Consider the following 22592-nt stretch of genomic DNA (forward strand, 5'->3'; position numbering starts at 1 on the left):
AGTAACAAATGTAACATGAATGTTCTGAAAACAACGCGGCGATTACTAGCACTTTTTTGTTAATACCTGCAGATTTTTGGGGTGGGTGGTATCGAGGGTGCCTGCCACCCGTCGACTTTTGTCGATGTTTGTCAAGGAACGACAGGTGACAGGCACCCGTCGGTATTTGTCAATATTAGTCGGCAAACAAAAAAGCCAGGAGCCGGCTGCTGCCCTGGTCCTGGCTTTTTTTTGTGGTGAGGATTGGCGGGTTTTCATCCCTGTTCCTGTCCGCGGTATTCACGCGGGGATTGGCCGACTTTTTTCTTAAAGACGCGGCTGAAGTAGTTCGGGTCTTTGTAGCCGACTTCGAAGCAGATTTCCTTCAGGCTTTTCCGGGTATCGAGCATCAGTTTCCTTGCTTCATTGATGCGGAGGTCGGTGACGTAATCGATGAACGATAAGCCAAACCGCTCTTTAAACGTTTTGCTGACGTAAAACGGGTTCATATCGATATGGTCGGCCACTTCTTCCAGCGTGACCGGCTGGCGGAAGTGTTCGAGAATATATTCTTTCGCCTGGATAAGGACATTGTGGGAGCGGTCGGCCCGCCAGCGTTTCACATTTTCTGAGATCTGTTTGATAAATGCTTTTCCGGCGGCGTGCAGTTCTTCTTTCGTTCCCGCTGCAGCGAACCAGGGGCTGTAATGGGCCTCGATTCCGATTTCTGCGGTTAAGCGCTTCATCAACACCGCCAGTTCGGCCAGCTCACTCTTCATCTTTTCTGGTTTCCCCGCGCTTCTTGCTTCCAATTCAGTGAAATACACGTCAAACTGCTGGATGGACCGGCTTGCGTCACCGCTGTGTATGTCATCAAGAAGCTTTTTTTCAGCTGCAAACGCTGGCCCCGTATCAACTGCAGCCGCCGCTTCGTTCGCTGAGTAGGCATAAGAAACCGGCCCCTCAGCCGAGACACCCTGCAGCGCACTAATCGCTTCATGATAGGACCTTGCAAGTTCATCAATCGATTGATAGGCATTGCCGATTCCCGCATAAAGGCGGACGCTTTCCTTTGATGCCTTAAACGACTCGATTGTTATTCTGACGAGCTGGATGACTGAGGCCTTCGCTTCAGCAGGCAAAACGCTTTCGCGGTCGAACAGGCATAGGACAGGCACCTGGTTGCCGGTGGCCGGGCCCGGCATGACGTGCAGGCTGCCGGCATGTTTCGCAAGCAGGTCCCTGAGTCTTCCATACAGCCAGCGCCGCGTGTCTTTTGGAAGAACACCCCCGTCTTTCCCGAACGAGAACACGACAGTGTGCCCTTCGTTCACATCGATGCCGAGCAGCCTGCTCCATTCCTCGAAGTCGGCAGCCTGGATATGGTCCATCAGCAGCGACGACACCCACTCGGTCTGCCCGAACACGAGCGCACGTTCATACTCTTTCCTGATCCGTTCCTGTTCTTGTTCGGCCTCCCGCTCAGCCAGGATTTCCTCTTTCATCCTGCCGACCGCCTCAAGGACATCCTGCCGTTTTGACGGCTTCAGCAAGTACTCTTTTACACCTTGCTGCATGACTTCCCGGGCGTATTCGAACGTGTCGAACGCGGTCACCATGATGAACCTTGTCTGCGGACGTGTTTTTTTAATTACTTTTACGGCTTCAACTCCATCAAGGGCGGGCATTTTGATATCCATCAGGACAAGGTCAGGTTCAAGCTCCGCCGCTTTTTCGACCGCGACTCTGCCATTTTGGGCGCTCCCGGCTATCCGGATATCTGGCAAGCCGCCAAGTATCATTTGCAGCGCCTGCCGTTCAATCGCTTCATCGTCCACAATCAGAATCGAAATCATTGCACCCCATCCCCCTTTTCGTTTATTGGAAGCAATAACCGCACCGTCGTTCCGGTTCCCGGCTCTGAATCGATTTCCATGACATCTTCCTTTTTATAAAAAAGCCGCAGCCGCCTGATGACGTTTTTCAGGCCGATTCCGGTCGAGTGGCCGCTCTTTTTTCGGTGCACCAGCTCTTCAAGGTCCGCATTCTCCCTGTCCGCTTCCTTGAAAATCGATGCGATCACATCAGCTGTCATTCCCCGGCCATTATCGATGACTTCAATGACGGCCTGCTTCTCTGTGCAACATACACGCAGTTTCAATAAGGCATCCGACTCCATTTCTTCTATCCCATGAATAAAGGCATTTTCTATGATCGGCTGAAGGGTGAGGCTTGGGATCTGAATCGATTCGGCACCTTCATCAATCTCTGCCTCAAACTTAACCCGGTCGCCGAACCTTGTTTGTTGAATGAAAAAGTATTCCTTTACGATCGACACCTCATCGGCTACGGTCACCGGCCGGTCGAGGTTGCCAAGGTTATAGCGGAGCAGCGCCGCAATCGACTCGATGAGCTCCGAAGATTTATGTGCACCTTCAATAAACGCCATTCTTGAGATTGTGTTCAGCGTGTTGAAGAGGAAGTGCGGATTGATTTGGCTCTGGAGCGTCTTCAGTTCCATTTCCTTCAAAAGCTTATCCAATTCGGATTGCTCCTGGATTTCGGTGACAAGCTCACGGATATTGGCCCGCATCTGGTTGAAAGCGCCGGCAAGAAACTGCAGTTCATCTTTCGTGCGGACCTGGACGTCCTGCCCGGCAAAGTCACCGGCAGCAATTTCCCGTGCCGCTTTCGACAGGCTTGAAATCGGCCTTGTGACCCCGCGCGAAAACCAGGCCGCAAGCAGCAGGCCAAGGAAAAGCATCGCGGTGAACAGAGTGATGAACATGAGCCGGAAATATTTATTCCGTTCGGCCAGTTTCTCGTAATATTGCTGATAGGCGGTCAAGTCATTATTGATGAGTGTCAACGTTGTTTCATGAATGAAGCCGGCGATTTTCGATGCTTCATTTAAATGTTGTGAGTATGCATTGATTTCATTTTCCCGGAAAGCGGTGATCGTTTCGTCCGCTTCCTCAAGAAAGCTGGTGATCATATTTGTGTAATTGGCGACCGTCAAATAGTTTTCCCCGGTGGAAAGTTCAGCCGAAATCCGCTCCTGTTCGGCTGCGAGACGGGCCCTGTCCTCGTGGAATTTTTCAAGGAGCCGCGGATCTTTTTCAATAATATAAGCATTAAGCGATTCATCGACATCGCTCGTCATCTGGGTGATGTCATTGAGCAGCAGGAACCGTTCAAGGCTTTCATGATAATCGTTCACCGTTTTCTGGCTGCTCCAGAACAGAAACAGCGCAATGGCGTTGGCGAGAATGACGAGAATCGAAAAATAGATGAGGAGTTTCGTCCTGATTCGGATCACGGGCCAAGCACCCCGATTCCGTTTTCGCTCAAATTCTCTTTATTGAGGACCTTCGTTTCGGTGAAATTCTGCTCCTCCACCGTTTTTCCTTCTAAAAGATCGAGCATGATTTTTACGCTCATATAGCCCATTTCATACGGCCTCTGGACGACCGTTCCGTTAATGATGCCTTCCCGGATCAGCTGCAGCGTTTCCGGCAAGGTGTCAAACGCGAGGATGTAAAGGTCACCCTTCCTGTCCATGCTTTTCACGACACTTGCGATGCCGATGCCGTCAAGCGCGCTCGTCCCGAAAAAGGCTGTAACTTCCGGATGTTCCTTTAAAATTTTATACGTTTTTTCTGCCGCCTGGATCCGTGTGATATTCGATTCTTCAACGGCCACAACTTCTATGCCCGGAGCTTTGGCGACCGCATCCTTGAAGCCCTGGACGCGGAGTTTCTGGTGGGAGGCATCAAGGCGGCCGGTGATAATGGCAACTTTCGCATGTCCGCCGGTATCCTCGATCAGCTCCTGTCCGGCAAGATAACCGGAATAATAATTGTCGGTGCCGACATATGCGGCCCGGTTACTGCCGGGTGCGTCGGTGTCGACAGTCACAACCGGAATCCCTTTGGCGGTGATCTTGTTGATGAGCGGCGTGAACTCTTCCTTTTTCAGCCCCTGTGTCAAAATGCCGTCCACCTTTGCGGCGGCAGCCATTTCGAGAGATTCGATATGCTCCTCCAGATCGGCCTGCTGCGGGCCGGTGTATTCAACGGAAACACCGTACTTCTCAGCGGCATCCCGTGCACCCTGCTCAACGAGGCGCCAGTAGTCATTATTCATTTCCTCCGGGATGAGCACGAAATGATATTCCGGCTCCGGAACAGCATCCGCCTTGACATCCCTGTCGAAATAAAACGCTTTCATGAAAAAATATATGGATAGGCCCATCATCACACAAAACGCAATGACCGTAAGAATGTATGTGAAGGTTCCCCATGTTAAACGGCGCTGTCGGTGCTCCATTGGTATTTCCCCCTTGCCGTTTTGTTCGGTTTTCTTTTATCTTAAAATTATACCTTAATGCCTATTATTTGTAAGCAGGGGCATATCAGAATATTAATCGCCAAAAAAAGAGTCCGGCACATAGGCCAGACTCTCGCACCGAAGGATTTCATTTTTTCAGAAAAACGGCGGCCGCTTATTATTGCTCCACGATTGTTTCAGCTGCAGGCGGCCTCATGGTCTGCTTGTAAATGAATAAACTGATTGTCCCAAGCACAGCACTGATGCCGATCAGCCGATACAGCATATCGCCTCCGGCCATGTCGAAAATGATGCCGCCGGCAAGTGACGAAATGATGCCTGAAACATTGAAAAACGTGGCGACAAGCAGCAGGTGCCCGGTGCCGAGCAAGTGCTTCGGCAGAATCTTCGTCACATACTGGAATGACGCCGTATAAAACAATCCGAACGTGAAACCGTGCAGCGGCTGCAGGTACAATATGAAAACCGGGTCGGTGATGAGCGACATGGCGATAAAACGGAGACCGTAAATGACACCGGCAATCATGATGAAGGTCAGTTCGTGATATTTGCGGAACCATATGCCGCTCGTCGCAAACACGAACGCCTCCGTCGCCACCCCGATGAACCATGCCCAGCCGACCAATGATTCCTTGCCGCCGAGGCTTTCGATGTACAGGCCGATGAACGAGTCGTTCGTCCGGTGTGCAACCGTGATAAAAATGATGAGCGCCAGGAAAATGGACAGTTCCGGCTTTTTCAGCAGCCTTGAGGCATCTTTCAGTGTGACGGGGGTGCTCGAGACCGTCACATCACGGACGAGAAAGGCAGCGGCAAGCGCCGCCGCAGCGAGGACCAGGTAAGGGTACATCAAGTTGCCGATGCCGATTTTTTCAAGAACAATCCCGCCAATAAGCGAAGTGACCGCAAACCCGACCGACCCCCACATGCGGATGCTACCGAACGGCACACCCGCAATGCCGGCGACCCGCTGGCTCAGGCTGTCGGCAAGCGCGCCGATTGGACCCATGAACGTGTAGAATATGGCGACCATCATGATGATCATTACATAGGATTCCATCTGGAAAAGCACCGTGCTCGCAAGTATGACGCCGATCAAGCAGGCGATCAGCACTTTTTTCACCGTTTTGAATTTATCACTCAAGTAACCGGACAGCGGCTGGACGAGCAAAGCCGCGAACGGCCCGATCGACAGCAGCGCGCCGATTTCCGCCGCGGTTAGACCGTTGTTGCGGAAATAGAGCGGCAGGAAGCTGATGATGAGCGTTACCGTTGAGTTGAAAAAGAATAGAAATGCTTTTAGTGAGAATATGGATTGTTTGTTTACCATGATGAGGACTCCTTTGGCTGGTACGTTTTATGTTTGTTTTTTGAGTATAGCTTATTTTTGCGAAGATTTGTTGTGTGGAGGTGGGAATTCATGGGATTGTGGGATTTGGGACCGAGGAATGCGGCGGCACGGGATAAAGATTTTTCGACAGGTGCCTGTCACCTCCACTATAATGAAACATACAAACTGTCATAGGGAGGCCGTATCAGAATGATTGAAGTTATTACTCATGCTGAGTTTCTAATAAAAGTAGATACAGAGAACAGGTATGAACAAATCATCACCGATCAACTCCAGGGTTTGGATGGTAAAGTTATTGTGGATAAGATTATCATGATTTCCAGTCCGCAGCTAACTGGAGATTCCAGAACCCTGCAATCAGATGTGCTGGCAACATTCATTTTGACGATTCCCGAAGCGGATCCGAACAAACCTGTAGAAGAATATACCGAAGAGATCATGCCATTCCTCAAGCGTCATCTTCCAAACTGCATGAACTTGATCAGTACAAAAATCATGCAAATCAAGCGGATCCGCCAGGAATAGCGGCAAGAGCAGGCGTAAAGATTTTTCGACAGGTGCCTAGTCACCTCACGACTTTTCGTTAAATAAATTCCTATACTTTTTCGGTGTGATCCCTTCGACCTTCCGGAAGGTGGCGACAAAGTGGCTCAGGTCATTGAATCCTGTTGATTGTGCAATTTCCCGTAATGGGAGTTCCGGGTATTCGACAAGTCTTTTCTTGGCTTCGCGCAGCCGCAAATGAATGAGGAAAGAGTATGGGCTTGTGCCGAAAGTTCGCCTGAAAAGGGCGCTTAAGTTTTGAGAGCTCATATTTGCTTTTTCGGCGATTTCCTTTAACCCGATGTTTTCGTGATACACTTCTTCCAGCCATTTTGCGATGGACCTGATTTTGTCATTGCTTGATGTCTTTTGGCTTTTCTGTTTCTGGTATTTTTTCAATAGGATGATAAACGAATAAAGGTACTCAGACAGCTCTAAATTAGAGTATTCCGGATCCTGTTCCATCACCCTGAGCATATCCAGGATTATGGTTGAAAACGGCAGGTCGGCCGATTCGTAATAAAGCGCATTGTGGTTGATTCCGAGGGAGTCCAGAATCGATTCCGCTGCGGAACCGGCAAAAGTGATATATAAGGTTGACCATTCAGAGTTGTTGGATGTATAGGAATGCGGAGTGAAGGGTGTCAGCAAGATTCCTTGTTTAGGGCCCAAGATGTGTTTTTCCCCCATATAAGAAAACGTCCCCTCCCCGCGGACTGTTTGCAGCCAGTGGAAATACGGATATCCTTCCGGCCTGGCAAAGTCTTCTTCTTGCGGATTATAACCGATGCTTTCGATAAACAAAGGCAGGGTTTTTTCAAAAGAAGAAAAGGTGTAGCGTATTTTGGCATTTTCCATAGCGTCCTCCCATATACCGAAACAGTCCAGGAAAAAATGAAAGAAAGCAAGAACCTGATCGGCATCAAGTCCTTACCTCCTCCCTATGTCCTTACGTTGTCTCCTTTAAAATCCGTACTCCATATGCTTCGAGTTCCATGCTATTCTCGATTTTCTTTCTGGAAACCAACTCATCATAAGTCCGGCCTTCTTCAAGCTGAACCGTTTTGTTTCCTTCACTGAAGTTCATGACAAAATAGTACGTGTTCGTTCCGTCTGTACGCGTCTGCACACTGACCGCCTCAGGCAATTCCTCAACAAGCCCCTGCTTTATGGACATGTGCTTAATGAGCTTTCCATAAAACTCATCATGGAATGCCTGTTCATTATTAGAAGCGATGTAGTAGGCTTTTCCTTCTCCGAATTCGTTCTCGGTTACAGCAGGAGTGCCTTTATAAAAATCATGCTCGTAATTGGCAATCGCCCGGGCGCTTTCGGGATGGATGACCTCACAGTAGTCTGTTGCCTTGTATTTGCCGCACAAACCCGGACCATTGTCTGAATCAAAACTCACTTCATTATATTCATTTCCATATAACGTATCAATTTCCTCCGACCAAATTCCCAGTACATTGCGGAGCGGGCCCGGGAAACCGCCCAGGAAGGCAAGGTCATGTTCATCCGCAATTCCGCTCCAGTACGTGGCAACAAACGTGCCGCCGTCTGCCACGAACTTCTCGATCCGTTCAGCCACGCCAGGCCGCACCATATACAGCATTGGGGCAATCAGCAGTTTATATTTTGAAAAATCCTTCTCCATGGAAATGACATCCACCGGAATGCCCTTTTTCCAGAAGGCTTTGTAATGGTCCTGGCATGCTTTGCTGTAGCCCTTGTTCCCGTTTTTCAGCGCCTGGGCATCATTGATTGCCCAATCGTTTTCCCAGTCGAAAATAACCGCCACATCCGCATCGACCGTTGTTGGCGTGACTTCCCCGATCCGGTCCAGTGCTTCACCCAGTTCCGCCACTTCCCGGAAGACGCGGTTATGTTCATGGCCGGCATGGTCGACAACCGCTCCGTGGAACTTTTCAGAACCTCCCCGGCCTTTCCGCCACTGGAAATACATGACGGAATTAGAGCCATGGGCAATAGCTTGCATCGATGATAGAAAATGCATGCCCGGCCGCTTCGGTTTGTTAACTTCGTGCCAGTTGACAAGGCTCGGCGTGGATTCAATCAGCATAAATGGCTGCCCGTCTTTTAGTGAACGGAAAAGATCGTGAACGAAACCGACATCTGCAGCCAGCTCCCATGTTTCCTGGTACTTCCCATGCCATGCCGGGTAGCTGTCCCATGAAACCACATCGACTTCTTTCGCGAACTTGTCATAGTTCAATCCGAGATATGGCTTCATATGCGGATAACCTCCCATGAAATTCGTCGTAACCGGGATATCCGGAGTGATTTCCTTCAGCGGGCCGATTTCGTTTTTATAAAAGTCGATCGTCTGGTCGGTCACGAACCGTCTCCAATCGAGATTGTGTCCGTGAACAAGGTGTTCGCCATGCGGGGCGGGCGACTCGATCTGGGACCAGTCATTGAACGTATGGCTCCAGAAGCCTGTCCACCAGGCATGATTCAGCTCATCCAGGTTGTTGTTGTATCTTTCCTTCAGCCAGTTCCGGAATGAGTCCTGGCACAAATCGCAATGGCATTCGCCGCCGTATTCATTGGATACATGCCACATGATGAGGGCCGGATGATCCTTGTACCGTTCCGCCAGCACCCTGTTCAGTTTTTCCGTTTTTTCGCGGTAAACAGGCGAGGTGAAACAGTGATTATGCCGCAAACCGTGCAAATTTCTTTGGCGGTTTGCTTCAACCCGCAGCACCTCGGGATACTTTTGGGACAGCCAGGCAGGCCGGGCGCCGCTTGGGGTCGCCAAAATGACGTGCATGCCCCGTGCTGCCATCTCATCCATGATCTGGTCCAGCCATTCAAACTGGTACTTTTCTTCTTCCGGCTCAATCGCGCTCCAGCCAAAAATGTTTACGGAAAAGGTATTCGTGTTCGCCAGTTTCATCAAGCGGAAATCTTCTTTTATGATGTCAGGATAACGGAGCCACTGGTCAGGGTTATAATCTCCGCCATGCATGAACCCCTTCACGTGTTTTTGTATAGTTGGATATGTTTTTTTCATAAGTGCATGTCTCCTTGTGTGTTTTTTACCCAATTATTCTTTGATTGCACTGCCGAGCATGCCGGAAATGAAGTGCCTTTGCAGCAGCAGGAAAAAAATGATGATCGGAATCGTCGCAATTGTGATGCCGACCATGATCTGGCCGTAGTCGATCATGGAAATGCCGATCAAACTGGACAGGGCCACCGGCAAGGTGTACATATCCTGCGATGTGGTCGCGACAAGCGGCCACATGAAGTTGTTCCATTGCATCATGAACAAATAGATTGATGTGGCGGCCAGTGCCGGTTTCATAGACGGAAGGACAATCGTCCAGAAAATCTTGAATTCCCCTGCCCCGTCAATGCGTGCAGACTCGATCAGCGAATCGGGAAAAGCCAGGAAGTTCTGCCTCATCAGGAAAATCGCAAACGGAAAGCTCAGCTGCGGTGCAATCAGTGCAAAATAGGTGTTGAGCAAGTCAAACTCCGTCATCATCCGGAACAACGGGATAATAGTCGCCTGATAAGGAATCATCATCGAAAGCATAAAGATTAGAAAGATTGTGTTCCGGCCCCTGAACTTGTATTTCGACAGCGCATAAGCGGCAAACGTACTGACAAGCAAGGCAAGGACGACATATACGAGCGAAACGAACAGGGAGTTGAACACGACCCGGTCAATTCCGATCGCTTCATTCAAGTTTTTCAGATTGGTCATAAACTGGTCGCCCATCTTGAGTGTCGGCGGATTGGTGAACATTTTACTTGTATGGTTCGTTGAACCGACGAACATCCAATAAAACGGGAAGATCGAAATGAACAAAAAGATCAGCAATGAACCATATAACACCAGCTTTTTCAGCCATTTATTTTTCCGAATCTTTTCTGCCATTCTACTCATCTCCTGTTAGCTTTAATTGAAGGATTGATAGGACGGCTACAATGAGCACAATCACATACGCGATAGCCGAGGCATAGCCGAATTCAAAGTAGCTGAAGCCGACCCTGTAGATATACAGGCCAAGCGTCAATGTCGCGTCGGCAGGGCCGCCCCTTGTCAGGTTGTATGGTTCGTCAAACAGCTGCAGCGTTGAAATCGTCGAGATGATGGCCGTGAAAACGATGACCGGCTTCAGCTGTGGAATCGTAATGCTGATGAACTGCCTGAACTTGCCGGCACCGTCAAGTGAAGCCGCTTCATACAGTTCATCCGGGATATTTTGCATGGCGGCCAAATAAATGACCATGTTGTAGCCTGTCCATCTCCATGTCATCGACATGATGATCGATACCTTCGCCCAGAACGGATCGGACAGCCACTTGACCGGGCCGATGCCGATCATCCCCAGGAACTGATTGATCAGGCCGGTATCCTGCAGCATGATGGAAAACAAGATCGCATAGGCAACTAGGGATGTGACCGCCGGCATGAAGAAACCGACCCGGAATAGCCCCCTGAATTTCAACAGCTGGCTATTGAGGGCATTGGCCAACACCAGCGCAAGGAACAGCATGATCGGAACCTGGATCAACAAGAAGATGAATGTGTTCTTCAATGCCTCAAAAAACACCGTATCCTGCAGTAACCGTGTATAGTTTGACAGCCCGGCAAATACGTATTCGCCGCCCTCCAGCTTTTGGAAACTAAGCATTAAAGAAGAGATGATGGGATAGGCAGTGAAGAGTAAGAATAATAGGACTGCTGGAGCTAAAAACAAAAAAGGAGTGTATTTGTTGTATGACATACTGTCTGCCTCCATTACATACATGAGTTGACGTTCAAAGCTGAATTTTCATGTCAGGCTTTGACTGGCTGAAAAGAGTAAAGCCGGCATCCCCTGTTTGAAAGAGAACGTATGCCGGCTTTGTCTGACAGCCATCACCAGCTTCATACAGCCGGAATTTTCACTAATAGCTTTTGGTGTTATTTCAACCTTGTTTGCACCCGGTTTTTCGCATCTTGCAGTGATTTTTCAACATCAGCGCCATTGACGACTTCCGCCTGGGCTTTGATGGCTTCCTCACGTGCCACTACATCGTTCTCCGTGTAATGGACTGCCGGGATTTTAGACATCTGATCAGCAAAGAAGCTCCACACTTTTTGGCCGCCGAAGTATTCTACCTCCTCACTGAACAGTTCCGATTCATATACTGGCGCATACGTAGGGAACAAGCCGCCTTCCATCGCAATTTCCTGAACGTCAAATGAAGTTGCAAAGTATTCAAGGAAATCATAGGCCAGATCAATATTTTCACTCTTTGCATTTATTGTGAATGAGCTTCCGCCCTGGTTGGCCGCTCCAGATCCTTCCCCTCCAAAAGCAGGAAGTGCCATAACACCCCAGTTGCCGGCTGAATCCGGAACCTGCTGCTGAAGTGTACCAATCAGCCATGCACCGGCCATAGCTGTTGCCGTCTGTCCGTCAGCAAGTGACGTAACCCACGCGCTCCAGCCGTTAGCACCGAGCAGAATGTCATTTTGGGATAAATCCTGCATTAATTTTGAAGCATTCTCCGCTTCTTTTGAACCTAACGTGACTTCACCGTCTTCCGTAAAATACCCTTTGCCTTGCTGGCTCAATAAAATGGTGTAAACCGTTGATTCATTCGAGTCATAGCTCAACATATTGACACCGGTTTTTTCTTTAATTTTTTTGCCGGCTTCAATGTAATCCTGCCAGGTCTTGATTTGGTCTGCATTGACGCCAGCTTCTTTGAACAGATCTGTTCGATAAAATAAACCTACCGGACCTGCATCAAATGGCACAGCATATACATCACCTTCATAGGACACGCTGTCCATCTTGTAAGAAGGGAAATTTTCCTTATGCTCATCGAACCCTTTCTCTGAAAGATTCACAAACGCATTCGGGAAATTGTTGAACAGTCCTGACAATCCATCATCAACGTTCAGCATCACATCCGGCAACCCTTTCCCGCCGGCCTGCAATCCGATTTTCAGCTTTTTATCAATATCGGTATTATTCATTTCGACAACATTCAGTTTGAAATCAGGATGTTCCTCTTTATATAACTCAGCCGCTTGTTCAAGAACTGGAACATTGATGTTCGTTGCCCATACGGTCAGTTCGTTGCCTTCCTTACCATCAGATTCGCCTCCTGAAGATTCATTTCCGCAACCTGCCAATATAAGAGTCGCAATCAAAAAATAACTAAGCACATGTAAATACTTTTTCATCTAAATACCCGCCCTCTCCTGTAGATTATAAAAAAAATAAGATTTATTCTCTTTTTTCAAAAAGACCAAATCTCTCTTTTTTTATTTACAAATCCATTATAAAGCGGTTTCATATCAGTTTAAATATAATAAAATGCTGAATTTATATAAAAATATGAAAGTAATTTATGAGGGATAATATCCCAGGAGCAAACATTTAAGAAACCAATATAATTTATTTTCTTCTTTTTTCCTTAAACTGCCTGAATGCTGTTTATAAAAAAGGGCTGTTGCTGCAAAAAAACTGCGTTCAGTTTTAAGATTCCTCCATCTAAACTCTATGTGTTGCCCACGGCAGAAGAGCACAAAAAAGCAGAGCCGCGGCGGCTCTGCTTTAATAGGTGCTTATTCAGTTGTAATGATAAAGATTATTCGACAGGTGCCTGTCACTTTTATTAGGCACCTTTTTTCTTACTTCTTCCCTTTTTTCTTATTCGCTTCACTCTTCGTTTGGATTTCATAGCTATATGGTACAACACCCGGCTTGCCTTCAGGAGAAGAATACCAGATTACCATGTAGTTATTTCCTCCGCTCAAGAATTCTTTCAACCGAATTGAATCCGCTTCGGTTACATTAAACGGATCGATGTTAAGGACCTGATAATTTTGCTGGTTGTTCCCTTTACCGAGCGATTTTTCATTGATAAATGAAACGTTGTAATCCACATATGTCTTCGTTACTTCATCCAGGCTGTTAAGGCCGTCCATGCTGGATCCATCATACGTAACATCCGTTCCAGTGATCGCAATATCATCAATGAACCAGCCTGTGTCATTATAACCCCAGTCCGTCATGTAGCGGAAGGCGACCATAATTTTCTCGCCAGCATAGTCGGAAAGATCAAAGGTTTCTGTTTGCCAGTCTTCATAATATCCTGTGAAGCCTGGAAGGTTTTCTTTGATCTTTGGATAGCCTTCTGGAACAATTTCATCTGTGGTATTTTCATTGCTTAAACTTTTCCATGTTTCTCCACCGTCAGTGGATACCTGGACAATTCCAAAATCCCAATTCTCTTCAATGTCAATGAAGTTTTCGAATGTCAGTTCCGGAGATTCCACTCCTGTTAAATCAGCCATGAGGACAAGGCCGTTGTCTTTCTCGTTGCCTTCATTGCCCCAGTAAACCTGATCGCCGCTACCTGACGGGTCATCAACAATTTTCCAAGGCGTAGGCAGGAAATCAACGCCATCAAAAGTGATATTCTCGATTTTCTTTGCGTCTTTCAATTCAAGGTAATCTGCACCCCATGCCGGAACTCCGTCTTTATCTGTGGCGGCAGCTGACTCCCAATTCACATTGAGATCAATGGAGTCGAAGTTATAGATGCCTCCATCAAGATCAGGTGTATCCATGGCTACTGCCAGGGAGAATCGCTTGAAAATTTCATTAAAGTCGGTTGTATCCGCATTGTACTCAGCAAGCACTTTTTCAACACTTAAGGTGCTGTTTTCTTCATCTGCTGCAAGTGTTTGGATAAACTCCGGTCCATATTGTTCCATCAAATAAAGGATCATCAAGTATGCTTGTCCATAATCAGCCAGCGTTTCCGGTCCGGTTTCAGCTGTATAGTATTCATCCCATTCTACAAGGGAGTTTTCCGGATGATCAAGGAAGAAATTTACATGGCCCATTGGGTGCTCGTCAAAGACCAGTAATTCCGCCAGATCGGACATCCCTTCATTGATCCAGTTGGATTCATCGCTGTCAAGGTCGTCATGGATCAGATGCTGGTATTCATGGGCAACAGTGCCGAAGAAAGTGGATTCGAGCCGTTCTTCCCAATTATTTGTGTCGATGTTGATGATATTACGATCAAAATATGCCTCATAAGTAGATGAATAAAACCCGGCGATAAAGAATGGGTATTCCGGGTCATAATAGTTTTCATCTCTCACATTATCAACAAGCATAATATTCTTACCGTCTTCAGATCCGTAATAACCTTTCGGGACATATTCCCATGCTTCAAGAAGTGAATGTGTGCCGTCATGGAAATCAGGCATTCCAAAGAACTCTGTGTCAATCGGATAGATTTTCTCATCGAATACATCGCGTAATTTATCTACTTGTTCCTGAGTTACAACATGGGCTGGCCGGTCATCACCTTCCGGAAAAGAAAGATCATTGGCAACCCATACTTCTACATTTTCGCCTATACTTCTAAGAGTAAACTCTTTAAAATAATAGCCTCCGTTATCATAGCCAAGGAAAAGTTTTGTTCCTTCGTTGACCGTAAAATTACTATCCCCTTCTTCACTTCCTGATGATTCATGGTTATCGAAGTCCGCTTTTTCAGCCGCCTCCCGAATTTGCTCCTCCACTTTTTTCTGATACGCTCCATCCTGCTCTTTTAAACGAAGTTGATGACTCAGATCAAGGGTATCACCATACCGGGATGCATTCCAATCCTGAGCGGCCGCTTCCGTTTTCGGCGTTCCTGCTGCCCCCACCAGCAAAGATAGAGACAATACCCCCGCAGATAGTGCTGATATCCATTTTCTTTTCACGAAATTTGCTCCCTTCCCGTCTTTGTTTGAACAGGCATTTAGACTTGTCCCTCTTCTATGTATACCGTTCTCTTAAAAGATACCAGAATATTTATCTGAATTTTGTCATAATTTGAATATCTCAACCTGCATTTTATGTCTTTGTTTGTTGGATATCGCACTTTTTCACTAATTAAGTAATTTTTGATGTTGCTAATTTACTAGTTTAAAGCAGTAATAAGAGATAATAAACAAGCCCGGACTTTGATAGTACGGACTCATTACCTAATATTTAGCAGTAGGGCTGGATTATCTCTCAAACACTGTTTTTTTTACCGGCCTCATCGTCTGCTTATAAATAAACAAACTTACTGTTCCCAGCAAAGCACTGATGCCGATCAGGCAATACAGCGCATCCCCTCCGGCCCAGTCAAAAAGGATACCTCCTGCCAGTGATGAAATGATACCTGAGACGTTAAAAAACGTCGCGACAAGCAGCAGGTGTCCGGTTCCGAGCAAATGCTCAGGCAGTATTTTGGTCACGTATTGGAATGAAGCTGTATAAAACAGCCCGAACGTGAAACCGTGGAGCGGCTACAGGTACAGGACAAACACCGGGTCGGTGATGAGCGACATTGAGATGAAGCGGAACCCGTAAATAACGCCGGCAATCATGATGAATGTCAGCTCGTGAAATTTTTTGAACCATAAGCCGCTTGTTGCAAACACAAGAGCTTCAGTCGCCACACCGATGAACCATGCCCAACCGATCATCGACTCCTTGCCTCCGAGACTTTCTATATAAAGACCAATGAACGAGTCGTTCGTGCGGTGAGCAACGGTAATGAAGATGATGAGGGCAAGGAAAATGAATAGTTCAGGTTTTTTCAGCAGTTTCGAGGCGTCCATCAGGGTAACGGGAGTGGCTGAAACGGTCACATACCGTACGAGAAAAGCGGCGACAAGCGCACTTGCCGCCAGGACCAAATATGGAACATCAAATTACTGATGACGATTTTTTTCAAGAATCATGCCGCCGATGAGTGAAGTTACGGCAAAGCCGACCGAACCCCACATGCGGATACTGCCGAACGGAACACCGGCAATATTCGCGACCCGCTGACTAAGACTGTCGGCCAGGGCGCCGATTGGCCCCATAAACGTGTAGAACACAGCGACCATGATGATAATTGGTACGTATGATTCCATTTGAAAGAGAATGGTGCACACCGATAAGGCAGGCAATAAGCACCTTTTTGACAGTTTTGAATTTATCACTCAAATAGCCTGATAGCGGCTGTACCAGCAATGCGGCAAAAGGCCCGATTGACAGAAGCATGCCAATTTGGGCAGTTGTGAGGCCCTTGTCACTGAAATAGATTGGCAGAAAGCTGATGATAAGTGTGACGGTAGAGTTGAAGAAATATAGGAATGCTTTAAGGGAGAAAATTGATTGTTTGGTTACCATGGCAAGGATCCCTTTAGTTGTACGGACTTGTTCGCTTATTTGAGTATAGCGTATTTTGCGATTGGTTTATTGTATGAAATTGGAGTTTCATGGGATTGACGAAATATCGGGGAAATAAACTGCCCGTGAATTGCCTGGCATTTGCCAGGTAGTTCACGGGCATTAAAAAGTATAACTCAGAGACTGCTCTGCCTCATCACAAGCTCCGTAGAAACCAGCACCTTCCGGCTGATTTTCCGGTCGTCGTTCAATCGTTTCATCAGGAAGTCTACGGCCGTTTCACCCATTAGTTCGGTATGGACCCTGATGGTACTCAAGGCTGGAAAGACATATTTGGCGACACTGATGTCGTTCATGCCGATGATGCTGACACGGTCAGGTACGGCGATGCCGGCGGCATGGAGGGCCCGGAGTGCGCCGATCGCGAGCGAGTCGTTCCCGCACAAGAAGGCGGTCGGCAGGTTGTCTCCATGCTCGTCAAGTGCCTTTTCCATCAGCTTGTACCCATCGTCTACGGTGAAGGCCCCCGTGTACATTGCCTCTTCATTTAGCATGCCTTTCCCGCCAAGATATGTTCGATAGGTTTCTTCCCGGTCATCAGGCACCCACTCGCCGCTCTCCCCTTTGAATTTTTCCTTGCCTCCGATATAGCCGATGGCCGCATGCCCTTTTTCAATGAAATGATCCAGGACTTTTTCTGTAGCTTTTGCAAAATCAGTCACGACAGAATCGTATGCTTCGCCTTCCGGGCTGTAATCGGCAAAGACGATGTTGTTCGTGATTTGACTCAGTTCCTGCACCTGTTTGGCACTGAATTTTCCGATCGCGATGATGCCGTCGACCTCTTCTTTTTTCATTTCGGCAAAGTCATTTTGAAAATATTTCACCAGGTTCAGGCCGTAATACTGACAGCGCTGTTCAGCACCGAGCCTGATTGACATATAGTAAAGGTCGTCGAGTTCCTCTTTTTCCGTATACCAGTTGAAAACGGCGATGCGGGAATCCAGGGATTTCCGGGCCGTTTTCTTTTTATAATCGAGTTCCTCGGCGATTTCAAAAATTTTCTGTTTCGTTTTATCCGCTACAGATAAGCTGGCATCATAATTGAGCACCCTGGAAACGGTGGAAATCGAAACGCCGGCTTTTTTTGCGATATCTTTTATCGTTGCCATTCATTTCGCCCCTGTTCCTTATCTGCATGAAAGCTGTATGTTGTGGATGCTTTGTACACATCACCTTTTTTCAGCATCACAGACGGAAAGTGCGGATGGTTCACCGCATCCGGATATCCTTGTGTTTCCAGGCACAGACCGAGATGTTTGCGGGCAGGCACCCCCCTGATATCAAGGTCAGCTGTCAGGTGATTACCGGTATAGAGGATGACGGCATTCTGGTCGGTTTCAATCGTCAATCCACGGCCGCTTTTTTCATGGGAAAGGATGATTTCCCGATTGCCGTTTTCGCTCAGTACAAACGGATGGTCGTATCCATTTCCAACCATCACATTTTGCGGAAGGGATGATGCAGCCCCGGCCGCTATTTTTTGTCCGTCCCGGAAATCAAACGGTGTTCCTTCCACTGCCTCTGCCTTCCCTGTCGGAATCATATCGCCGGAAAGTTCGAGGAACCTGCCGGCTTTCATAGTGAGGGTGTGATCAAGGATGTCCTCTTTCAGATTGCCGCTCAAGTTGAAATAACTGTGGTTCGTCATCGTAACAGGCGTGTCTTCATCGGCTTCGGCAAGATAATCGATACGGAATTCATTTTCGTTGGTGAGCGTGTAAGTAACAATGGTATCCAGATTGCCCGGATACCCTTCCTCGCCATCCTCGCTTCTATAAAAAAGTTTTACACTTACCGTGTCTTCCGCAGCTTCTAGAGGTTCCGCCTTCCAGATGACCCTGTCAAAACCCATGGGCCCTCCGTGCAGGTTATTTTCGCCGTCATTTTGTGACAGCTGAATGTCTTGTCCATTATATCGGTAACGCCCCTTGCCGATACGTCCGGCTGTCCTGCCGATCAGCGCTCCGAAAAAATGGGTATGCTGCACGTATTCTTCAAGGGTGTCAAAGCCGAGAACGATATTCTCCATCTTGCCGTCCCGGTCGGGAGTTACGATTCTCGTAATCGTGCCGCCGTATGTGATGAATGTGAGTTCAATCCCGTTATCGTTTGTAAGGGTATATGCTTCTACACTGGTTCCATCCAGTTCGCCAAACGGCCTTTTGGTTATCTTCATTTTCTTCAGCCCCGATCTGTTAAAATTACAGTCCTGAAACGAACGCCTTGAACGCCTTGATCCCTTTATCATCGCGTTTGAACACACCGGCATCCTCAAGGACACGCGAAAATTTCAAGCCGACTTCTTTCTGTACAATGTCACTGACTTCATTCGCGTTCAAATCGCTTTGATATTTATCCTTCAGTTCTTCAATCCATGGCTGGTGGTGAGCTTCCGCCTCGTGTTTTTGGCCGAGCAGCGCTTTTTCCACTTCCTTCAGTTCATCCATCAAACGTGCCGGCAGGACGGCCAGCCCCATCACTTCAATCAGGCCGATGTTTTCTTTTTTGATATGATGAACATCTTCATGCGGATGGAAAATGCCGTACGGATGCTCGTCGCTCGTGCGATTGTTGCGGAGGACGAGGTCCAACTCATATTTGCCGTTCCGTACGCGCGCAATCGGCGTGATTGTATTGTGCGGCGTGTCTCCGCTGAAAGCAAGGATTCCGACACCTTCGTCGGTGTATGTTTTCCAGTTTTTGAGTATATGATCTGCCGCATCGACAAGTGTGTCGATATCCGTGCTGCTCAGCCGGATAACCGACATCGGCCACTTGACAATTCCGGCTTCAACGGCAGGGAACGCTTCCATCGTAAACTCGTATTCTTTCCCGGCTTTTGCCATTGCAAATTCATAATTTCCGCCCTGATAGTGGTCATGCGAAAGGATCGAACCGCCGACAATCGGCAAATCCGCATTCGAGCCGGCAAAATAGTGCGGGAACTGGCGGACAAACTCCAGCAGGCGCTTGAAGCCGCTGCGGTTGATTTCCATCGGCCGGTGGTCCTCTGACAATATGATGCAATGTTCATTATAGTAAACATACGGCGAGTATTGCAGCATCCACTTCTCCCCGTCAAGAGTAAGGCGGATGACGCGGTGATTTGCTCTCGCTGGATGCCCGATCCGCCCGGCATATCCTTCATTTTCCGCACAAAGCAGGCATTCCGGGTATTTGTTATCCTGCTTCGGCATCGCCCGCTCCATCGCAATTTGCTTCGGGTCTTTTTCCGGCTTGGATAGATTGATGGTGATGTCCATATCACCGTATTCTGTAGCCGCTTTATAGCTGATATTTTTGCTGATCCGTTTCGTTTGGATGTAGTTGCTGTCCCGGCTCAGCTTGTAAAAGTAGTCTGTAGCCTTATGCGGATTTTCTTCATATAAATCGAAAAAGGTTTTGTTTATGACTGAAGGCCGCGCGACAAAGCAGTCCATGACCGCCGCAGAAAAGATTTCTTTGGCGTCGAGAACGTCTTCAGTGATGCCTTTTTCAACAGCGTATTCCGTCAGCTTCTCAAGGAGATCGGGAATTCCCCCGCTTTCCTCTTTCTCCGTTTCTGCAGGCCGATAATCTTCAAGCTGCAGCAGGGCGAGAACACGGTTGCGCGTGTATATCTCATCTTCATGTTCAATCAGGCCGGCTTCAAGCCCTTTTAAAATAAGGGCATCAACTGTCTGATAAACACTCATTTCACTCCCCTGCCTTTCCATCTGCATACCCTTCCGGATGGGATTGGTGCCAGTTCCAGGCATCAGCGATAATTTCACGGATGGACGTCCGCGCCGGCTTCCACAGCAATGTCTCCTTTGCCTTCCGGGATGAAGCGATCAGTTTGCTCGGATCACCGGCCCGCCTTGACCCGATTTGGGCGGGAATCGGGTGTCCCGTCACTTCCCTGGCGGCATCAACCATCTCTTTCACCGAAAAGCCCTGGCTGCTGCCGAGGTTGAAAATATTGCTGTCCCCGCCGTTTTTCAAGTATCTTAATGCGAGGATGTGTGCATCAATCAAATCCTCGACGTGAATGTAATCACGGATGCATGTGCCATCAGGCGTGTCATAATCATCGCCGAAAATAGTGATATGTTCACGCTGGCCGAGTGCGACCTGAAGAATGATAGGGACAAGATGCGTTTCAGGATGGTGATCTTCACCGATTTCCCCGCTACTCCGCGCTCCCGCTACATTGAAGTAACGAAGGGAAACAAACTTGATGCCGTACGCGGAATCACACCACTTCATCATTTTTTCCATCGCCAGCTTCGTCTCGCCATAAGCATTCGTAGGTTTTGTCGGCATATCTTCTGTAATCGGGACTTCATCCGGCTCGCCGTACGTTGCGGCAGTTGAAGAAAAAACGATGTTTTTTACGCCAAATTCCTGCATGACTTCAAGCAAGACCTGGGTGCCATATACATTGTTGTCAAAGTATTTCAGTGGAACTTCCATTGATTCGCCGACAAGTGAATTGGCGGCAAAATGGATGACACCTTCAATTTCTTCTTTTTCAAAAACCGTCCGCAAAAAGGCTTTATCGCGAATATCGCCGTTGTAGAATACGGCATCCTTATGGATGGCATCCCTGTGTCCGGTTTGCAGATTATCGGCAACAATTGTCCGGTAGCCCCGCTCGATCAGCTGATAAACTGCATGTGATCCGATATATCCCGCTCCGCCAAGCACTAACACGCTCATTCGATCATCTCCGTTTCCAATTCTTTCGCACCGTCACCGATGCTTGCCACATAGAAATCTGCCTCATAACCAACTGAACCCTTGTATGATTCGCCGACATTTTCTACAAAGTTATCTACTTCATTTTTCTCGACAATCGCAATTGCACAGCCGCCAAAGCCGGCACCAGTCATCCTGGCACCGATGACACCCGGCTGCTTCCAGGCCGCTTCGGCAAGGGTATCAAGTTCTTTTCCGGTCACTTCATAATCGTCCCGGAGTGAAACGTGGGATTCGTTCATCAGCCGGCCAAACTCACCCAGGTTGCCGCCCTTCAACGCTTCGAGCGCCTTAAGGGTGCGCCTGTTTTCATAAACAGCATGCTTTGCCCGTTTCCGTTCGGTGTCGTTTTCGATGGCGTGTTTGTGTTTTTCAAACTCCTCTTCTGTCAAATCGCCAAGCGAGCTGATATCTGTCACTTGTTGCAGGCTTGCAAGAGCATTTTCGCATTCCTGCCTCCGTTCGTTATATTTTGACCCGGCCAGTTCCCGGCGTTTGTTTGTGTTCATAATGATGATTTTATGGTCTTCGAGATCAATTGGCGCATATTCAAACCGGAGTGTCTGGGTATCCAACAAAATCCCTGCACCTTTTTTACCCATACCGATGGCAAATTGGTCCATGATGCCGCTGTTGACGCCGATGAACTCGTTTTCTACTTGTTTGCCGATTTTGATTAAATCAATCCGATCAACCGCCAAGTTGAACAGCCTCTCAAGCATGACCCCTGTCACAAACTCGATTGATGCCGATGATGACAGGCCGGCGCCATTTGGGATATTGCCGTAAAACAGGACATCAAGGCCCGAGTCGATCATGTGTCCGGAATCCTTCAAGAAGCGAATCATCCCTTTTGGATAGTTGGCCCAGTCATGCTCTTCATCAAAATTTAGGCTGGTGAGCTCGAACTCGATTATTCCTTTTTCTTCGAAATTCATCGAGTACATCCGAACGAGGCCGTCCCTGCGTTTTCGGGCAACGGCATATGTCCCAAAGGTGATCGCGCACGGAAACACATTGCCGCCGTTATAGTCGGTGTGTTCACCGATTAAGTTGATTCGTCCGGGCGCAAAGAAGGTCCGGAAATCTTTTGCACCAAAAATATCAGTGAATTTTTCTGAAAGCTGTTGAAGATTCAATGTTATTCCTCCAGTCTGAACGGCCCGCTCCTCTCTACCGTCCGCTCATTGATGACGTATCGTTGTTGGAGGGCCTTATTATCAATGCAACAGGTAGTTCCATTGATTCAACCCCACTTTTCAAAAGTGTTTTCGTACCTTAATGATAAAGGAGGAGTAAAAATACGTCAATAAATTTTACTAAAAATTTTACTAAGCAGTTTGCCTTATGTA

Annotated in this window: 16 protein-coding genes and 2 pseudogenes; 1 reads left to right on the top strand and 17 read right to left on the bottom strand. The window is 47.8% G+C overall.

Annotated features, from left to right (window positions below):
* Positions 1-254: 254 nt before the first annotated feature.
* The 4 genes from A4U59_RS16900 to A4U59_RS16915 all read right to left on the bottom strand — a co-directional run bounded on the left by A4U59_RS16900 (position 255) and on the right by A4U59_RS16915 (position 5659).
* A complete protein-coding gene (locus tag A4U59_RS16900) occupies positions 255-1835 on the bottom strand; it encodes a response regulator (RefSeq protein ID WP_066174909.1) in 1581 nt (526 codons plus the stop codon).
* The gene (locus tag A4U59_RS16905) at positions 1832-3298 is read right to left on the bottom strand and encodes a sensor histidine kinase (protein WP_083270918.1); all 1467 of its coding nucleotides are present in this window, start codon (positions 3296-3298) and stop codon (positions 1832-1834) included. The genes A4U59_RS16900 and A4U59_RS16905 overlap by 4 nt, the downstream gene beginning before the upstream one ends.
* Positions 3295-4308: a sugar-binding protein gene (locus tag A4U59_RS16910; protein WP_245680580.1), complete on the bottom strand. Its 1014-nt coding sequence runs from the start codon at positions 4306-4308 to the stop codon at positions 3295-3297. The genes A4U59_RS16905 and A4U59_RS16910 overlap by 4 nt, the downstream gene beginning before the upstream one ends.
* A 178-nt stretch (positions 4309-4486) precedes the next feature.
* A complete protein-coding gene (locus tag A4U59_RS16915) occupies positions 4487-5659 on the bottom strand; it encodes an MFS transporter (RefSeq protein ID WP_066174911.1) in 1173 nt (390 codons plus the stop codon).
* Between the two features lie 210 nt (positions 5660-5869).
* On the opposite strand from A4U59_RS16915, the gene A4U59_RS16920 reads away from it, so the two are divergent.
* A complete protein-coding gene (locus A4U59_RS16920) occupies positions 5870-6205 on the top strand; it encodes a hypothetical protein (RefSeq protein ID WP_066174913.1) in 336 nt (111 codons plus the stop codon).
* A 45-nt stretch (positions 6206-6250) separates the two neighbouring features.
* Here A4U59_RS16920 and A4U59_RS16925 read toward each other — a convergent pair whose 3' ends face one another.
* The 13 genes and pseudogenes from A4U59_RS16925 to A4U59_RS16980 form a co-directional block, all read right to left on the bottom strand.
* Positions 6251-7081, bottom strand: a complete 831-nt coding sequence (locus tag A4U59_RS16925) for an AraC family transcriptional regulator (protein WP_066174915.1) — start codon at positions 7079-7081, stop codon at positions 6251-6253.
* 91 nt (positions 7082-7172) lie between these two features.
* Positions 7173-9263: a beta-galactosidase gene (locus A4U59_RS16930; RefSeq protein WP_066174917.1), complete on the bottom strand. Its 2091-nt coding sequence runs from the start codon at positions 9261-9263 to the stop codon at positions 7173-7175.
* Between the two features lie 33 nt (positions 9264-9296).
* Positions 9297-10136 (bottom strand): carbohydrate ABC transporter permease, encoded by an 840-nt coding sequence (locus tag A4U59_RS16935; protein ID WP_245680581.1) that lies wholly within the window; start codon positions 10134-10136, stop codon positions 9297-9299.
* Between the two features lies 1 nt (position 10137).
* Positions 10138-10989, bottom strand: a complete 852-nt coding sequence (locus A4U59_RS16940; protein ID WP_066174919.1) for a carbohydrate ABC transporter permease — start codon at positions 10987-10989, stop codon at positions 10138-10140.
* 179 nt (positions 10990-11168) lie between these two features.
* Entirely contained in the window at positions 11169-12443 is a 1275-nt protein-coding gene (locus tag A4U59_RS16945) for an ABC transporter substrate-binding protein (RefSeq protein ID WP_066174923.1), read from the bottom strand.
* A 450-nt stretch (positions 12444-12893) separates the two neighbouring features.
* The gene (locus A4U59_RS16950) at positions 12894-14990 is read right to left on the bottom strand and encodes a M6 family metallopeptidase (RefSeq protein WP_066174925.1); all 2097 of its coding nucleotides are present in this window, start codon (positions 14988-14990) and stop codon (positions 12894-12896) included.
* Positions 14991-15278: 288 nt separating this feature from the next.
* A pseudogene (locus tag A4U59_RS22270) lies at positions 15279-15878 on the bottom strand (MFS transporter).
* 93 nt (positions 15879-15971) lie between these two features.
* Positions 15972-16437: pseudogene (locus tag A4U59_RS22510) on the bottom strand (MFS transporter).
* Positions 16438-16613: 176 nt separating this feature from the next.
* Positions 16614-17609 (bottom strand): LacI family DNA-binding transcriptional regulator, encoded by a 996-nt coding sequence (locus A4U59_RS16960; RefSeq protein ID WP_066174927.1) that lies wholly within the window; start codon positions 17607-17609, stop codon positions 16614-16616.
* Positions 17597-18676 (bottom strand): aldose epimerase family protein, encoded by a 1080-nt coding sequence (locus tag A4U59_RS16965; RefSeq protein ID WP_066174929.1) that lies wholly within the window; start codon positions 18674-18676, stop codon positions 17597-17599. The genes A4U59_RS16960 and A4U59_RS16965 overlap by 13 nt, the downstream gene beginning before the upstream one ends.
* A 25-nt stretch (positions 18677-18701) precedes the next feature.
* Positions 18702-20195 (bottom strand): UDP-glucose--hexose-1-phosphate uridylyltransferase, encoded by a 1494-nt coding sequence (gene galT, locus A4U59_RS16970; protein WP_083270922.1) that lies wholly within the window; start codon positions 20193-20195, stop codon positions 18702-18704.
* Between the two features lies 1 nt (position 20196).
* Entirely contained in the window at positions 20197-21201 is a 1005-nt protein-coding gene (galE, locus tag A4U59_RS16975) for a UDP-glucose 4-epimerase GalE (protein ID WP_066174932.1), read from the bottom strand.
* The gene (locus tag A4U59_RS16980) at positions 21198-22379 is read right to left on the bottom strand and encodes a galactokinase (protein WP_066174934.1); all 1182 of its coding nucleotides are present in this window, start codon (positions 22377-22379) and stop codon (positions 21198-21200) included. The genes galE and A4U59_RS16980 overlap by 4 nt, the downstream gene beginning before the upstream one ends.
* Positions 22380-22592: the final 213 nt, after the last annotated feature.

Origin of the sequence: Bacillus marinisedimentorum (assembly GCF_001644195.2) — a bacterium.
Classification (GTDB): domain Bacteria; phylum Bacillota; class Bacilli; order Bacillales; family Bacillaceae_O; genus Bacillus_BL; species Bacillus_BL marinisedimentorum.

Coding starts and splice junctions, on each gene's coding strand:
- A4U59_RS16940 (WP_066174919.1), bottom strand. CDS start 10,989: ATGTCATACAACAAATACACTCCTTTTTTGTTTTTAGCTCCAGCAGTC.
- galT (WP_083270922.1), bottom strand. CDS start 20,195: ATGAGTGTTTATCAGACAGTTGATGCCCTTATTTTAAAAGGGCTTGAA.
- A4U59_RS16945 (WP_066174923.1), bottom strand. CDS start 12,443: ATGAAAAAGTATTTACATGTGCTTAGTTATTTTTTGATTGCGACTCTT.
- A4U59_RS16960 (WP_066174927.1), bottom strand. CDS start 17,609: ATGGCAACGATAAAAGATATCGCAAAAAAAGCCGGCGTTTCGATTTCC.
- A4U59_RS16910 (WP_245680580.1), bottom strand. CDS start 4,308: ATGGAGCACCGACAGCGCCGTTTAACATGGGGAACCTTCACATACATT.
- A4U59_RS16925 (WP_066174915.1), bottom strand. CDS start 7,081: ATGGAAAATGCCAAAATACGCTACACCTTTTCTTCTTTTGAAAAAACC.
- A4U59_RS16915 (WP_066174911.1), bottom strand. CDS start 5,659: ATGGTAAACAAACAATCCATATTCTCACTAAAAGCATTTCTATTCTTT.
- A4U59_RS16920 (WP_066174913.1), top strand. CDS start 5,870: ATGATTGAAGTTATTACTCATGCTGAGTTTCTAATAAAAGTAGATACA.
- galE (WP_066174932.1), bottom strand. CDS start 21,201: ATGAGCGTGTTAGTGCTTGGCGGAGCGGGATATATCGGATCACATGCA.
- A4U59_RS16930 (WP_066174917.1), bottom strand. CDS start 9,263: ATGAAAAAAACATATCCAACTATACAAAAACACGTGAAGGGGTTCATG.
- A4U59_RS16900 (WP_066174909.1), bottom strand. CDS start 1,835: ATGATTTCGATTCTGATTGTGGACGATGAAGCGATTGAACGGCAGGCG.
- A4U59_RS16935 (WP_245680581.1), bottom strand. CDS start 10,136: ATGGCAGAAAAGATTCGGAAAAATAAATGGCTGAAAAAGCTGGTGTTA.
- A4U59_RS16965 (WP_066174929.1), bottom strand. CDS start 18,676: ATGAAGATAACCAAAAGGCCGTTTGGCGAACTGGATGGAACCAGTGTA.